Genomic DNA, 15,689 nt, shown 5'->3' with positions numbered 1-15,689 from the left:
GTGGCGGTGCTCAGCGCGTCGCCGCCTGCACCGCCGCCACGACCGTGTCCACCGCGCCGGTCATGATGGTCTCCTCGACGCTTTCGGCCATGACGCGGATGAGCGGCTCGGTGCCGGATTTGCGGATGAGCAGACGACCATTGCCCATGAGCTTGGCCTCGGCGTCCCGGATCGCGGCCTGCACCTGTGCATCGTCGAGCGGTTTCTGCCCGGTGCCGTAGCGGACATTTTTCAGCAGCTGCGGCACCGGTTCGAACACCTGCGCCAGTTCCGAGGCTTTCTTGCCGGTCTCGACCATGGCCGCCAGGAATTGCAGCCCGGCGAGCAGACCGTCGCCGGTGGTGGCATAGTCCGTCATCACGATATGGCCGGACTGCTCGCCACCGAGGTTGAAACCGCCCTGGCGCATCCGTTCGACCACATAGCGGTCGCCCACCGAGGTGCGTTCGAGCCGCAGGCCGGAGGCTTCGAGATAGCGCTCCAGACCGAGGTTCGACATCACGGTGGCGACCAGCGCCCCGCCAGTGAGACGCTCCTGATCGGCCCAGGCCTTGGCCATCAGCCCCATCAGCTGATCGCCATCGGCGACCTGACCGTTCTCGTCCAGGATCATCACGCGATCGGCATCGCCGTCGAGGCAGATCCCGACATCGGCGCCATGGGCCACCACGGCCTCGGCGGCGGTCTGGACATAGGTGGAGCCGCAATGATCGTTGATATTACGGCCATTCGGGGCGGTGCCGACCGGGATCACCTCGGCCCCCAGCTCCCAGAGCACCTCGGGCGCGGTGCGATAGGCGGCGCCATTGGCACAGTCGATCACCACTTTCAGCCCCTGAAGCGTCATGCCGCGCGGCAGGGTGGATTTCACCCGCTCGTTATAGCGGAACCGCCCGTCGTCGATGCGCTTGGCGCGGCCGATATTCGAGGCCTGCGCCGCCTCGACCCCCTCTTCCATCAGCCGCTCGATCTCGCTCTCGGCCTCGTCCGACAATTTGAACCCGTCGGGGCCGAAAAACTTGATGCCGTTGTCCTCGGCGGGATTGTGCGAGGCGGAGATCATCACGCCGACATCCGCACGCATCGAGGTGGTCATCATCCCCACCGCCGGCGTCGGCACCGGACCGAGCAGGAAGACATTCATGCCGGTCGAGGTGAAACCCGCGGTCATCGCGGTTTCGAACATATAGCCAGAGAGCCGCGTGTCCTTGCCGATCACCACCCGGTGTTCGCGGCCCTTGTCACGGCGAAAATAGCGCCCGGCGGCGGCCCCCAGTTTGAGCGCCATTTCGGCGGTCATCGGATGGGAATTGGCGCGCCCGCGCACCCCGTCGGTGCCAAAGAATTTCCGTGTCATGCCATATCTCCTGTACCCGCCTGTCCTGTCACTACCTGTTCTGTCACGGCCTGCCAGAGCGCCAGCGCCTGTTTCATCTCCGCGACATCATGGACGCGGTGGACCTGAATCCCCTGTGCCAGCCCGGCGAGCGTCACCGCGATCGAACCGGGTGCCCGGTCTTTTGCCTCGGACGCCTGGCCGATCCGGCCGATGAAGCCTTTGCGTGATATGCCCAGAAGCACACCGCATCCAAGGCTGTGGAACAAGGACATGCGCTGCAAAAGCGCCAGATTATGCGCCTGCGACTTGCCGAAACCGATGCCCGGATCGACGAGAATGCGCGACCGCGGAATGCCCGCCGCCTCGGCCACGGCGATACGCACCTCGAGAAAATCATACACGTCCAAAAGCACATCGTCATAATGCGGATCGTGTTGCATGTCTTCCGGATCGCCCTGGGCATGCATCAGACAGACCGGGGCATCGGAATTGGCCACGACGCGCATCACCTCGGGATCATGGGTGAACGCGTAGACATCATTGACCAGCGAAGCGCCGGCCTCGAGCGCGGCTTCGGCCACCGGCGCCTTGCGCGTGTCGATCGAGATCGGGACATCGCTCTCGCCCCGGATCGCGGCAATCACCGGTGCCGTGCGGTTGATCTCCGTGTCGACCGGCACATAGGTCGCGCCCGGACGGGTGCTCTCGCCGCCGATGTCGATGATCCCGACACCAAGCGCGATCATCTCGCGGGCGGCCGAGAGCGCGGCATCCCTTTCAGAGAAATCGCCGCCATCGGAGAAACTGTCCGGGGTAACATTGAGAATGCCCATGAGATTGGGGCGCGACAGGTCCATGCCGGCGATCTCCGCCCGCGGTTGGGTCAGGCGCGCCCGGAGCGTCTCCGGCAGCTCCGAGACCGGCAGCACCTCTGGTGGTCCGGAGCGGCTCAGACGCTCGACATGGGTGAACCAGCACCAGCCGCCAGCAAGCGAGAGCGCGCCCTCCGGGCGGGCCGTATCAAACTGCGGGATTGGACGATAATAGGGCTTGCGCAACATGGTCTCTCTCGGCTCAGCTCCCGGCCAGATCAACGGGACCATCGGGGGCGTAGATCTTCGCGCCCTCGATCCCGGCATTGCCAAGGCTGATCACCGCCGCGGCAGAAAGCTCCGCGGCCAGCCACTGGACCATTTCGGCAATCCCGCCCCTCGGACCATGCACCGCGTCGAGCACCAGTTTCGACGGCGCCCAGAGCGAAAGCTCGCCCTGTTTCATCGCCCAGTCGAGTTCGGTGCGCGAGGCGCGCACGACACAGCGCGGATCACGCGCGGCGAGCGTCCAGGCGTTTTGTTCGATCGCCAAAAGGTCGATCCGGCGTTGCGCCGCCTTATGGCCCGCCTTGGGCCATTCGCCCTCGGGCAGACCGACGGTGAGGATCACCGGGCGCGGATCATCTGCGAGCGCATCGATCCAGGCGCTGAGCTGCGGGCTCTCCAGCGCCTCTTGGGACAAATGCACGATCAGCGGATGGGGCGCCATCTGCATCGCCGTTGCCCCCATCGCGGCCGCGGCAGGATCGTCGAGCTGATCGACACTGCGCACGATCTCGACCCCCAAGGCGCCGGGGCCACGATCGAGCTTCTCGACCCGGACGAAGACCCGGAAGGCCCGCGGCTCCAGCAGAATGCGATCCGCGATCCGCTCGGCGAGCGTTTCCAGCAGATTGAGCCGCTCGGCCTCCAGCTCGATATGGATCGCCTCCGTGAGACGGTCATAGGACAGGATGCGATCGACATCGTCCTCGATCGGGCCGGAGATCGGCGTCAATTCCACCACGATGTTGAAAGACACCCTCTGGGTGGTGCCGCGCTCGGCCTGAAAGGCGCCGATTTCCACATCCACCACGTGATCCCTGAGCGAGATCCGGTCGAGCGGCAACGCCGCAGCGGTGGCGGCGGCGCGGGTTTCAGGATGCTCGAAAGCCTGTCGAATTTCGGACATTTCCGCCCCTTTTGATCAGTTTGGCATTAGCTACCGCTTTGGTCGCCCGGGGCCAAGGCCAAACTGTCCCGCGCGGGTTGCCCTCCCGCGAATGGCAAAACCCCGCCGTTTTCACGACGGGGCTTGAAACATTTCCGTGATCATCGGGCGCGACCCCGCGGCGGATCAGGCCAAAGTGCAGGCCAGAACTCAGGCCTGCGGCATCCGGTAGAACATGTGCACACCGATCTGCGCGGTCTTGGCGAATTGCCGGGCCCAGCGCGGGTTCACGGCGCGGGTGTGGTAATGGGTGGCGCCCTGGGTGAGCGCGCGCGGGGCGCCATCGATCATCAGCCGCGCCACCTTGCCGACCTGCGTGAAAGCGGCCGGTTCGTGGATCGCTTCGGCATGACCATCACAGGTGTAGGTGAACTGGCACTGATATTTCTTGCCGGTGCCCTGATGGACCACGCCGCAGATCGTGTTCGGGAACGCGCCCGACTTGACGCGGTTGAGGATCACCTCGGCGACAGCAAACTGACCTTTGACGCTTTCACCACGGGCTTCGAAATACAAGGCTTCGGACAGGCATTGCCATTCGGCATCGCCAGAAGCCTTGGGCAGGCTCTCGAGGAAGCTTTTGCTATACTCGAGGGTTTTCGGCGCCTTGGCCGCGGAGGTCTTGGGTTTGGGCTTGAAGCTGGCGAGCAGACGTTCGATCGCGTCGGCATCGGCATGTTCAAACCCAGCACGCTCCTGGTTCAAAAGCGCCGTCAGCTCAAAACCGAGCGCCTGCTCCGGATCATTCGAATGGCTCAGCGTCACCTCGGCCAGAGACGGGCTCGGCAGCGAAAAAACGCAAAGCGAAGCCAGAAGCGCGAACGCTTTGAGCCTTGCTAGGGGTATCATAGGGTCTTCCCTCCATTGTCCCCGGGGGCGGGGCGTCACGGGTGGTTGTTGCGGCGGGACATAGGTCAAAACGCCGTTCAGGTCCAGCCTACCTGCCCGATAGAGGTTTTCAATTCGTCAACACGAAAGCGTAACCGTGCCCGCGCCGGTCGCAAAAACACCCTCACAACGCCTTTGAATTCAGCAGCTTGTCATAAATCTGTGATTATTTTGCATCTGCAACAACAAGCTGCGCCGCAGCAAGACGGGCGACCGGCACCCGGAAGGGCGAACAGGAGACATAGTCGAAGCCGGCGGCCCTACAAAAGGCGATTGATTCGGGGTTACCGCCATGTTCACCACAAACCGCGACGGTCAGATCTGGGCGCGCCGCCCGGCCCCGCTCGGCCCCGATCTTCAAGAGTTCCCCCACGCCTTCGAAATCGAGCATGTGGAACGGATCTTCCGGGAAGACGCCCTGTTGCACATAGGCGTTCATGAACCGGCCCGCATCGTCACGCGACAGCCCGTAGGCCATCTGAGTCAGGTCATTGGTGCCGAAGGACAGAAACGCCGCATTCTGGGCAATGTCGCCAGCGCGCAGGGCGGCACGCGGGGTCTCGACCATGACGCCCAGACGATAGGTGAAATTGGCGCCGGTCTCGTTGCGCACGGCGGCGGCCACCGCATCGATCTGGGTCTTGACCAGCTCGACCTCGCGCTGCGCCGAAACCAGCGGGATCATGATCTCGGGGACCACCGGATCGCCATGTTTGCTGGCCTCGATCGTGGCTTCAAAGATGGCCCGGGCCTGCATCGCGTAGATTTCCGGGAAGGTGATACCGAGACGCACGCCGCGCATCCCCAGCATCGGGTTAAACTCGGAGAGCCATTCGATCCGGCGGGTGACGTCGGAGAGCGGCAGGTCGAGCGCCTCGGCGAGCTCCTTGGCGCCTTCGCGGGTCGAGGGCAGGAATTCGTGCAAGGGCGGGTCGAACAGGCGGATACAGACCGGCAGACCCTCCATGATCCGGAACAATTCGATGAAATCCGAACGCTGCATCGGCAGGAGCCGGGCGATCGCCTCCATCCGGTCTTCCTGTTTCGCGGCGAAAATCATCTCGCGCATCACCGTCAGCCGGTCGCCTTCGAAGAACATGTGCTCGGTGCGGCACAACCCGATGCCCTGGGCCTTGAAATCGCGGGCCATGGCGGCATCCATCGGCGTGTCGGCATTGGCCCGCACCCCGATGTCACGAATGCCATCGGCCCAGTCCATCAATTGCAGATACCAATGATCCTTGACCGGCGGCAGCATCTTGGCCGCGCCAAGAAGCGCCTCGCCCGCCGAGCCGTCCAGCGTCAGCACCTCGCCCTCTTCGAGCTTGCGCCCATCCGCGAGTTCCAGCGTCTTTTCGCGGATATTGATCCGGATCGAGGCGCCGACGACACAGGGCACGCCCATGCCGCGGGCGATCACCGCCGCATGCGAGGTCACCCCGCCGCGTTCGGTCAGGATACCGACCGAAGAATGCATGCCGCGAATATCCTCGGGCGTGGTCTCGCGCCGCACCAGAATGCAGGGTTCACCCCGGGCTTCGTAGCTCTGCGCCACGGTGGAGTTGAACACGATCCGCCCCATGGCCCCGCCGGGCGAGGCGGCAATGCCCTTGGCGATGACCTCGCGCTTGCCGGAAGGGTCGACCTGTTGGTGCAACAATTCCGTGAGCGAGCGCGCCGGCACCCGCAGGATCGCCTCTTCGCGCGGGATGATCCCGTCCTCGGCCAGTTGCACGGCGATGCGCAATGCGGCGCGTGAGCTGCGCGGCACGCGCACTGCATCCAAGATCGCCAGCTTGCCCCCGGCGATGGTGAATTCGACCTGCATTTCCTCGCGCAGCCGTGTGCGACAGAGCCGCGACATTTCCACGAGGGTCTCGAAAATCTTCGGCTGCGCCTCTTCCAGCGACGTGCCACGCGCGTCACGGGTCAGATACATGACCTCGTCCGCAGCGGCCCCGGTCGGGGCACTGAGCGCCTCGCGCCCCTGCGCCTGACGTTTGTAGCGGCCCTTGACCTGCGGCGCGCCAGTGCCCGGATCGACCAGCTGAATCACGCCGGCGCCGCTTTCGCCCGGCCCGAGACCGAGCGACATGGCCTGAACGATGAGGCCGAGCCCGGCATCCGCCGGCGCCCCCTTGGCCTGCCGCAACAGCCGCGCCGTGGTGCCCTCCCAGGCCCGCGCCATGGAGCGCAGCACCTGGCCGAGCTGATGCGCGGGGTCCTGCGGAAATCCTTCGCCGGTTTCGTCCTCATGGGCATCGAGCGCGGCTTTCAACGCCTCGCCGACCGGCATATCCGTATCGAATTCGAACAATTCCGGGTCGAGCCGCTCGACATGTACCGCATAAGATTGCACAAAACGCAGATAGAGCTGATCGGCCGCGTCCGGGCCATGGGTCTGGGTCAGCTCCGCATGGCGGGCATCGTTCATGCCGATATTGAGAATGGCCCCCGGCCCGCCCCAATCCGGGTCTTCCGACGAGGGGCGCACCGACAAGAGAGGCGCCTCGCCGAACACCCGCAAAAGCGACTTTTTATCAAAGCTTTGCCCCTCGGCCAGACGATGCACCGCATCGAATGACAGGGCCACGGTTTCGGGCACGGGCAGGTCGAGGCGAATGAGCCGCTGCAGACATTTCGCGCGACCGCCATGGGTATTGACCGCGATCGGCGCGACACGCCGGATCCGGGTAAAACCGAGGATATCGCTCTCTTGCTGCATTGCGGCACTCCCTTTGCGCCAAAGCCTACGCCCCGGGGGCGCAGCCGCGCAACCTCAAAGCTCTGATCCGCGAAAATGACCCACAGAGAGTTGCAGAAAGGCTAAGAGACCGGCCTTGGCCAGGCTCAGCTTTCCACTTTCGTCAGATCGGCCACAGAGAGACAGATGTCGCGAATGCGCCCCAGCAGGTTGAGACGATTGCGCCGCACGATGTCGTTCTCGGCATTCACCTGAACCGCTTCAAAGAAGGCATCGACCGCCGGACGCATTTCCGCCATGGCTTCCATCGCCGCGGTGAAATCCTCCTCCGCCATCGCCGGTTTGATCTTGGCTTCCGCCCCGTCGAGCGCGGCAAACAGCGCCTTTTCCTCGTCGGTCTCGGCGAATTTCAGATCGGGTCCGAAGCTGTATTCGACCCCGTCCTTCTCCTCGGCTTGGGTCAGGATATTGTTGGCGCGCTTGAACCCCTGAATGAGGTTGGTGCCGTCCTCGGTGTCGAGCATCGCCTGCAACGCACGGGCGCGTTTGACCAACAGCGTGATGTCGTCGGAGCCCGCCATGGCGAGGCAGGCGTCGATAACATCATGACGAATGCCCTCGTCGCGCAGGAAGACTTTCAACCGGTCGTGGAAGAAGCTCAGAAGGTCGTCGGAGGTGTCGGGCACATCGCCCGCCGCATGTTTGACCGCATCTTTCTCGTCATCGGAGAGCCGGTCGGCGATGGCCTCGAAGGCGGCGCCGAAGACGCCATGTTCGGCGATCTCGTCGATGATCTCCTTGAGCGTGTCGATCACCCCGTCATTCTCATCGGCCACGGCGATTTTCTGACGCAGCAGCTGGGCATCGATGAAGCGGTCGAGATTGAGCCGCACATCATTGGTGATCAACAGGCGGATCACACCAAGCGCCGCGCGACGCAGCGCGAACGGGTCCTTGGAGCCGGTGGGTTTCTCGTCGATCGCCCAGAAGCCCGACAGCGTGTCGAGCTTGTCGGCCAGCGCCACCGCCACGGACACAGGTTCGGTCGGGACATCGTCCGACGGGCCAAGCGGGCTGTAGTGATCACGGCAGGCATCGGCCACGGCATCCGAAAGCCCGGCTTTCTTGGCGTAGTAGCGCCCCATGATGCCCTGCAACTCGGGGAATTCGTAGACCATTTCGGAGGACAGGTCAGCCTTGGCCACCTTGGCCGCCAGCACCGCCTCCTCCACATCGGCGCCGAGGATCGGCGCGATCTCGCCCGCGAGCTTGGCGATCCGACCGATACGGGCCGCCTGGCTGCCGAGCTTGTTGTGAAAGGTCACATGGGCCAGAGGCGCCGACAGCACTTCCATGCCGTCACGCTCGACCATGCGCACATCGTTTTCCCAGAAGAATTTCGCATCCGAGAGCCGCGCCGCCAGAACCTTTTGATTGCCGGCCAGAATGGTCGCGCCATTGTCGGCGGTCTCGCGGTTGGCAACGGTGACGAATTTCTCGATGCGCCCGGTCTTCGGATTGCGCACGGAGAAGAATTTCTGATGCTCTTTCATCGAGGTTTGCAGCACTTCCGGCGGCAGACCGAGGAAGGCGTCATCGATATTGCCCATCAGCACGACCGGCCATTCCACAAGCCCGGCGACCTCAGAGAGAAGCCCCTTGTCCTCGACCACCTCAAGGCCCTGGGCAAACGCCTGATTGGTGGCGTCGTGCCAGATGTGTTCGGCGCGCTCCTCCGGGTCGAGAATGACGAAATTCTTCTTCAACTTGCTGGCATAATCTTCAAAGCCCGTGACCTTGAAACTGCCCTGGGACATGAAGCGATGGCCCCAGACCGTGTTGCCCGCGGTGATCCCGTCGATCTCGAGCGGCACCACCTCGGCACCGTCCTCTTTCGTGAGAATACAGGTGATCGCATGCAGCGGGCGCACCCATTTCAGGCTGCCGGCGCCCCAGCGCATCGATTTGGGCCAGGGGAAATTGCGCACCGTGGCCTCGAGCACTTCGGCGACGATCTCGGCCGCCGGGCGCCCCGGCTTGGTGATCTTGGCAAAATACACCTGGCCCTTTTTCTCGTCGCGGATTTCCAGATCGTCTTTCGTCACCCCTGCCCCGCGCAGGAAGCCCTCGATGGCTTTCTCCGGTGCGTCAACGCGCGGCCCCTTGCGCTCCTCGACCGTGGTCGGCGAGGCGTCGAGCAGGCCCTCGACCGACAGCGCCAGACGCCGCGGCGTCGCGAAAGCCCCGGCGGAGGCATAGGTCAGACCCGCTTCGACCAGACCGTCGGTCATCATCTTTTTCAGATCCTCGGAGGCACGTTTCTGCATCCGGGCCGGGATTTCCTCGGAAAAGAGTTCAATGAGCAAATCAGACATGGTCAGTTTCCTTCGGGCGCGGGCGGGCAGCCCATGGGGGCAGGATCACCGTCGAACACGGCCTTGCCGCAGCGGTTGATCTGGTTCCAGGCATAGCCGCGGCCATCCGGGTAGACGGCGACAACGCGGTCGATGCCATATTCAAAATTTTCCTCTCCGAGAAAGGCGACGGCCTCCCCGGCTTCGAGATCGGCGCCGATGCGTTTGGCGTCGAAACAGCCGAACCATTTCGGCGCGATCAGCGGTTCGGGGCGCACGTAGGGCTGGAAGGTCTCGCTCATCATCGCCACCGACAGCGGCGTGATGAAACAGGCGCGAAACCGGATCGGCGAGGTCTCGGCATCGATCCCCTCGAAATTCTCGGCCAGCAGGTCCTCGGTCACCCCCTCGAACGTGGTCGCACGGATATCGGCAGCCGGCGCCGAGGCGTCCAGCCGATCATAATAGGCATAGACCTGCGAATAATAGAGGCCGGCGCCAAAGACGAGTGCGAGTACCACGATAAACCCTGCGATCAGTTTGCCGTTCATTTATTCTGCCGCCTCGGGCGTGTAGCCACCCGCCGTGGTCAGAACAAACGCGTCGGCACAGGCCTTGGCCAGCGTGCGCACCCGGCCGATATAGGCCTGGCGTTCGGTGACCGAGATCACGCCGCGCGCGTCCAAGAGGTTGAAGATATGGCTGGCCTTGATGCATTGATCATAGGCCGGATGGGCCATGATGATGCGTTTGCCGGTTTTCGGATCGATATGCTCCTGATCGAGAATGGCGTGGCATTCCTTCTCGGCATTCTCGAAATCCGAGAGCAGTTTCTCGGTATTGGCCACGTCGAAATTGTGCCGGGAATATTCTTCCTCGGTCTGTTGGAACACATCGCCGTATTTCAGCGCGATCGGCGCCTGCGGATCGTTGAACGGCATGTCCATGACGTGATCGATGCCCAGGACATACATGGCGAGGCGTTCGAGACCATAGGTCAGCTCGCCCGAGACCGGGTGGCAATCGTGGCCCCCGACCTGTTGGAAATAGGTGAACTGGCTGACTTCCATGCCATCGCACCAGACCTCCCAGCCGAGGCCCCAGGCCCCCAGCGTCGGACTTTCCCAGTCGTCCTCGACAAAGCGGATGTCGTGCAGATCGGTGTCGATGCCGATGGCCTTCAAGGAGCCGAGGTACAGATCCTGAAGATCCGGCGGGGAGGGTTTGATCAGCACCTGATACTGGTAGTAATGCTGCAACCGGTTCGGGTTCTCGCCATAGCGCCCGTCGGTCGGGCGGCGCGAGGGTTGAACATAGGCCGCGGCCCAGGGCGTCGAGCCCAGAGAGCGCAGCGTCGTGGCCGGGTGAAAGGTCCCCGCCCCCACTTCCATGTCATAGGGCTGCAGCACGGCACAGCCTTTGCCGGCCCAATAGGCCTGCAGCCGCAGGATGATCTCCTGAAAGCTGCGCGGTTTTTCGACGGTTTGGGACATGTCGGACATCGTGGGGTCTTTCGCCTCTGGAGCCAGTAAAACGCGGGACTTCAATAGGCAAGGCCGCGAGGGGCGTCAATCGAAAGGCTCCGGCGCGCGCCGCATTCCGGCGAATTTAGATCACAACCGCGCCATTTCGCCCCTAAGATCACGTCCCCGTGTTGACCTTGGCGCGAAACCTGTTTTCTCTGCCAGATGAGAAAGACATGCGAAGAACAAGGGCAAAAGCCCGTTCGACAGGAAGTAAGGGTTTTCATGAAAAGGTATCTCGCCGTTGCCCCGATCGGGGTTGCCGCCACGTTGTTGCTCACCACCGCGCTTCACGCCGAGCAATGGATTCAGATCGAAGCGCAGCCGACGCTGACACAGGCCACCGAAGCGGCTCAGGGCTATGCCGCGAGCCTGCCCAATGTGGTCGGCTTTGCCCTTCCCGGCCGCTGGCATGCCATCGCGCTTGGCCCCTATGCCACCGAGGTCGAGGCCGAAAGCGCCCGTCAGGCCCTGCGCGCCGATCGTCAGATCCCCGGCGACAGCTACATCACCGACGGCGCCCGCTTCCAGAGCCCGTTCTGGCCGGTGGGGGCCAATCTGGCGGTGTTGAGCGCCGCCACCACCGCGCCGGACACGCCCCCCGCCGCGCTGAGCGAAGAGGCCGCCGATCAGGTGACCGAAGCCGCGATGACGCCGGGAGAAACGCTCGAACAGCCGCCGGTCGTATTGGATGAAACCCCGGCCGAGGCGCGCGCTTCCGAACGGCAGCTGGACCGCTCTGAGCGCGAGGCGCTGCAGATCGCTCTGCGCTTTGCCGGGACCTATAATTCCGGCATCGACGGCGCGTTTGGCCCCGGCACGCGGCGCGCCATGTCGGAGTGGCAGACGCTCAAGGGCTATGAGCCCACCGGCGTCTTGACCAGCCGTCAGCGCGGCGAAGTGCTCGCCGCCTATCGCAACGCGATCGACAGTCTCGGCATGCGCCCCGTGGTCGATGAGGTGGCAGGGATCGCCATCGAACTGCCGATGGGTCTGGTGAAATTCGACAGCTACGCCCCGCCCTTTGCCAAATACAGCGCCACCGATGGCTCCGACGCCCAGGTGCTGCTGATCTCCCAGACCGGCGACGAGGCCACGCTCGGCGGGCTCTACGAGATCATGCAGACGCTCGAGATCGTGCCGATGGACGGCCCGCGGTCGCGCGACAAGAACAGCTTTACCCTGACCGGCAGCAACGCAAGGATCACCTCGCACACCGAGGCGCGTCTGGTGAACGGCACGGTCAAGGGCTGGACCCTGATCTGGCCCGCCGGCAAAGGTCCCTCTGACGAGAAACGTCACCAGATGGCCCTCGACGCAATGAAAGCCTCCTTCGCGCCGACCGACGGCATCTTGCCCGATGCCTATGGTGACGGTGCCGAACAGGATATCGATCTGATGGCCGGGCTCGACATTCGCCGCCCGGAGAAAGCCGGCAGCGGCTTTTACGTCGATGACACGGGCACGGTGCTGACCTCGGCCGATCTGGTGGCGCAATGCGCCCGGATCACCCTCACCGATGGTAACGAGGCCACGGTGTCCGCCACCGAAGATGGCCTGGCGCTTCTCACCCCGTCGGAACCGCTGGCGCCGCTGGCCGTCGCCGCCTTCGACAGCCATCTGCCGCGTCTGCAATCCGAGGTTTCGGTTGCCGGCTTTGCCTATGCCGACCGTCTCGACGCGCCGACGCTCAATTACGGGCTGATGGCCGAGCACAAGGGGCTTTCGGGCGAAGAGGACCTGCTGCGTCTGGCGATGAACACGCTGCCGGGCGAGGCCGGCGGGCCGCTGATGAACACTGCCGGTGCGGTGATCGGCATGCTCCTGCCGACGAGCGCCATCCCCGAGGCCCAGGGCCGCAGCCTGCCCGAGGATGTCGCCTTTGCCTATGACATGGAAAAGCTCGTGGGCTTTCTGTCCGCCAATGGCGTGACCGCGACCGCCTCCGACATGGCCAGCACCGGTGACGCCGATCTGGTCACCATCGGCCGCGACCTGACGGTTCTGGTGAATTGCTGGAACTGATCCGGGCGACAGCTTGCCAGACGACAGGCTGAAAAACCGAAACCCCGCCTTGCCGGCGGGGTTTTTCTTTGGGTTCCCGCCGGCCCCAACCCTGCCGCCAGCCCGGCCCTTGGCCGCCGCATGGCCGCCGTGTCGCCACCGCGTCAGGCGCGCCAGAACCGGATGGTGAACAGGGCGAAGACCGACATGACTTCGAGCCGCCCGATCAGCATGGCGATGGCCAATATCCATTTTGCCGGAGCATTCAGCGTCTCGAAATTTCCCGAGGGCCCGATGATATCGCCAAGCCCCGGCCCGACACAGGCCAGCGCCGTCGCTGCACCCGACACTGCGGTGATGAAATCGAGCCCGGTGGCCGCCAGAAGCACCGAGGTGATGCCCAATGTCACGATGAAGAACGAGAAAAACGCCATCACCGAGGACAGCACGTCTTCGCCCACCGGCTGGCCCTGATAGCGCGGGGTAAAGACGCCGTTGGGGCTGTGGATCTTGCGGATCTGCGCCCGCATCGAGGCCCACAAAAGCTGATAACGGAACACTTTCACCGAACAGGCCGTCGAGCCGGCACAGCCACCGATCAGGCCGATGAAGAAAAACGCCACCGCCGGAAACGCGCCCCAGAGCTGATAATCGACCGAGGCATAGCCGGTGCCGGAGATGATCGAGGTGACATTGAACAGGCCTTCACGGAAGGAATGTTCAAAATGGTCCTGATTGACCAGCAGACGATAGACGGCGAAACACAGGGTGAGCGCGAAAATGATCGCCAGATAGGCGTGGATCTGGGTGTCGCGCCAAAGCGGTCTGGCGGTGCCCGCGATCAACTGCACATAGCGCACGAACGGCAGGCTGGCGAGGATCATGAACAGCGACGAGACATATTCGGCCGGCCCTTGAAAGGCCCCGAAAGAGGCATCCCGGGTCGAGAATCCGCCGGTTGACAGGGTCGTGAGCGCATGGTTCAGCGCATCGAAAACAGTCATGCCGACAAGCAGATAGCCCAGAAAGCACAGGAATGTCAGCGCCACGTAGATCACCGAAATGCGCGAGGCGATCTCCCCCGCGCGCGGCAGCACCTTGCCATCGGTGTCGAAAGCCTCGGAGCGGAACACCTGCATGCCACCGACCTTGAGTTCGGGCAGGAACACCATCGCCACGACGATGATCCCGACACCGCCGAACCATTGCAGCATCGAGCGCCACAGAAGCACGCCCTCGGGCAGATCATCGAGCCCGGAAAACACCGTCGAGCCGGTGGTGGTCATCCCCGACATCGCCTCGAAAAACGCATCCGTCAGGCTCGCCTCGGTGGCCCCGAGCATGAAGGGGATACCGCCGAACAACGGCAGGATCAGCCAGATCAGCGTGGTCAGAAGAAACATCTGCTGGATCGACAGCCCCTGTTGCTGGGCGTTCTGCGTCGACAGGGTCAAAGCCGCCCCGAACACGAAGGTGATCACCCCGGCTCTGAAGAACACATGCCATTCGCCCGACCCGAAATACAGGTCCACCGCCATCGGGATCGCCATCGTCAGCCCCAACAGGGCGACGAGCGTGCCGATCACATATCCAACAGGTCTCAAATCCGTCATGAGGAGAAGGCTTGGCTGGCGCGGAAAGCCAAGTCAAGCACGCCTTTGCGGCAGCGGTTCCGGTGCGGCTCAACCGATGTGGAAAAGCGTCGAAAACAGTTTCGGATCGAGACTTTGCGCGGCAAAGGTCTCGCCCTCGGTCAGGACCGAGACCGCGTCATGGGAATGCAGGCTCTCCTGATGGCTCGCCACCACCCGGAAATCGCCGACACGCGGCTCGCCCTCGAGCGCCTCGGCAAAGAGCCTTGCCGCATCCTCGACGAAAATCGGGTTGGCGGCATTCAGCTCGGCAAAGGCCTGCTCATCCTCGCGCTTGACCATGACCTGGGTCTCGGTCGGCACCGCTTTGCGGCAGAGATCGATCAGATCCTCGAACCAGAGCGTGTTTTCGCGCTGTTTCACCTCGACCGAGATACGCGCCACCGAACGTTGCGAATGCGGCGTCGCCAATTGATGCCGCGTCCGGCGCGCATGTTCGGAAAGTTCAAGAGAACACGGGCAGGTGGAGCTATACACATAGTCCAGATGCATGATTTCTTTCATTTTCCCGCCCTGCTCCACCAATTCGAGCGCGATGTCGTAATACTGGTAACCTTCGAGGCCAGAACGCAGGGAGGCGCGTTTCACCGGGAAGGAAAAGCGCATCTGGATGCGCGCATCGAAGCTTTCGAGATCGCTTTGATAGTCGCGCAGCGCCGCCTCGATCACATCGAAGGAAAAGCTGCGCTCGGCATGCCGGTAAAACGACCGCATGATCCGGGACATGTTGATGCCCTTTTTCTCGGCCTCGAGGCTCACCGTGCCGGTCACCGAGGTCTCGAGCGAAAGATCGCCGTCATCGCGGGTCTTGAAGCGGATCGGCAGGCGGAAATTCGAAATGCCGACATGCTGGATCTGCCGCTTGGCGCCCTTGATCAGGCTCTCCGGCCCGTTCTGCAGATCCGGCAGGCTGTCCTTGTAGCCCTCGGAAACCTCGAAATCCTCGGGGTAAGCGCGGCGCAGCGCCGGGTAATTGGCGAAATCATCCGCCTCGGGCAGGAGCCGGGCAATCGCCGGATCGAGCTCCGCCACTTCCGTCGGCGTCGCCTGTGCCGCCCAGTCGCGCAGGGTCTCCAGAGCGGCGCTGGCCTTGCGCAGGCTGACTTTCTCAGAGGGTTTCAAATTGTCCGGCACATTCATGTGGCGCCTCCTGCAACGTTTCCACACTGATATAGGAGGCGC

At 63.4% G+C, this 15,689-nt stretch carries 11 protein-coding genes; 1 reads left to right on the top strand and 10 read right to left on the bottom strand.

What is annotated here, in order from left to right:
* Positions 1–10: 10 nt before the first annotated feature.
* From glmM to BM151_RS01075, 8 genes are all read right to left on the bottom strand, one after another.
* Positions 11–1,357, bottom strand: coding sequence for a phosphoglucosamine mutase (gene glmM, locus BM151_RS01110; RefSeq protein WP_090055899.1), 1,347 nt, complete (start codon positions 1,355–1,357; stop codon positions 11–13).
* Positions 1,354–2,400, bottom strand: a complete 1,047-nt coding sequence (gene folP, locus BM151_RS01105) for a dihydropteroate synthase (protein ID WP_090055896.1) — start codon at positions 2,398–2,400, stop codon at positions 1,354–1,356. Before folP ends, glmM begins: the two co-directional genes overlap by 4 nt.
* Positions 2,401–2,413: 13 nt before the next feature.
* Positions 2,414–3,343, bottom strand: a complete 930-nt coding sequence (locus BM151_RS01100; protein ID WP_090055893.1) for a dihydroneopterin aldolase — start codon at positions 3,341–3,343, stop codon at positions 2,414–2,416.
* Between the two features lie 189 nt (positions 3,344–3,532).
* A complete protein-coding gene (locus BM151_RS01095; protein WP_090055891.1) occupies positions 3,533–4,231 on the bottom strand; it encodes a cell wall hydrolase in 699 nt (232 codons plus the stop codon).
* Positions 4,232–4,436: 205 nt separating this feature from the next.
* Positions 4,437–6,995 carry a putative PEP-binding protein gene (locus tag BM151_RS01090; RefSeq protein WP_090055888.1) on the bottom strand — a complete coding sequence of 853 codons (2,559 nt, stop codon included), beginning with the start codon at positions 6,993–6,995 and terminating at the stop codon, positions 4,437–4,439.
* A gap of 125 nt (positions 6,996–7,120) precedes the next feature.
* Positions 7,121–9,349, bottom strand: coding sequence for a glycine--tRNA ligase subunit beta (gene glyS, locus BM151_RS01085; protein WP_090055886.1), 2,229 nt, complete (start codon positions 9,347–9,349; stop codon positions 7,121–7,123).
* Between the two features lie 2 nt (positions 9,350–9,351).
* Positions 9,352–9,879, bottom strand: a complete 528-nt coding sequence (locus tag BM151_RS01080; protein ID WP_090055883.1) for a DUF6446 family protein — start codon at positions 9,877–9,879, stop codon at positions 9,352–9,354.
* A complete protein-coding gene (locus BM151_RS01075; protein WP_090059053.1) occupies positions 9,880–10,821 on the bottom strand; it encodes a glycine--tRNA ligase subunit alpha in 942 nt (313 codons plus the stop codon). It lies immediately after the preceding gene.
* A 255-nt stretch (positions 10,822–11,076) separates the two neighbouring features.
* Here BM151_RS01075 and BM151_RS01070 point away from each other — a divergent pair, with 255 nt between their 5' ends.
* A complete protein-coding gene (locus tag BM151_RS01070; protein ID WP_177212986.1) occupies positions 11,077–12,876 on the top strand; it encodes a serine protease in 1,800 nt (599 codons plus the stop codon).
* Positions 12,877–13,019: 143 nt separating this feature from the next.
* On the opposite strand, the gene BM151_RS01065 is transcribed toward BM151_RS01070, so the two are convergent.
* Together BM151_RS01065 and folE2 are read right to left on the bottom strand one after the other, a co-directional pair.
* On the bottom strand, positions 13,020–14,468 hold the full coding sequence (locus BM151_RS01065) for a TrkH family potassium uptake protein (protein WP_090055878.1): 1,449 nt from the start codon (positions 14,466–14,468) through the stop codon (positions 13,020–13,022).
* A gap of 69 nt (positions 14,469–14,537) precedes the next feature.
* Complete coding sequence (gene folE2, locus BM151_RS01060) at positions 14,538–15,647, bottom strand: GTP cyclohydrolase FolE2 (protein WP_090055875.1); 1,110 nt, start codon at positions 15,645–15,647, stop codon at positions 14,538–14,540.
* Between the last annotated feature and the right edge of the window lie 42 nt (positions 15,648–15,689).

Origin of the sequence: Celeribacter neptunius (assembly GCF_900113955.1) — a bacterium.
GTDB lineage: Bacteria > Pseudomonadota > Alphaproteobacteria > Rhodobacterales > Rhodobacteraceae > Celeribacter > Celeribacter neptunius.
The sequence above is the reverse complement of the archived record's forward strand: the minus strand, read 5'-3'. Positions and strand labels throughout refer to the sequence as shown.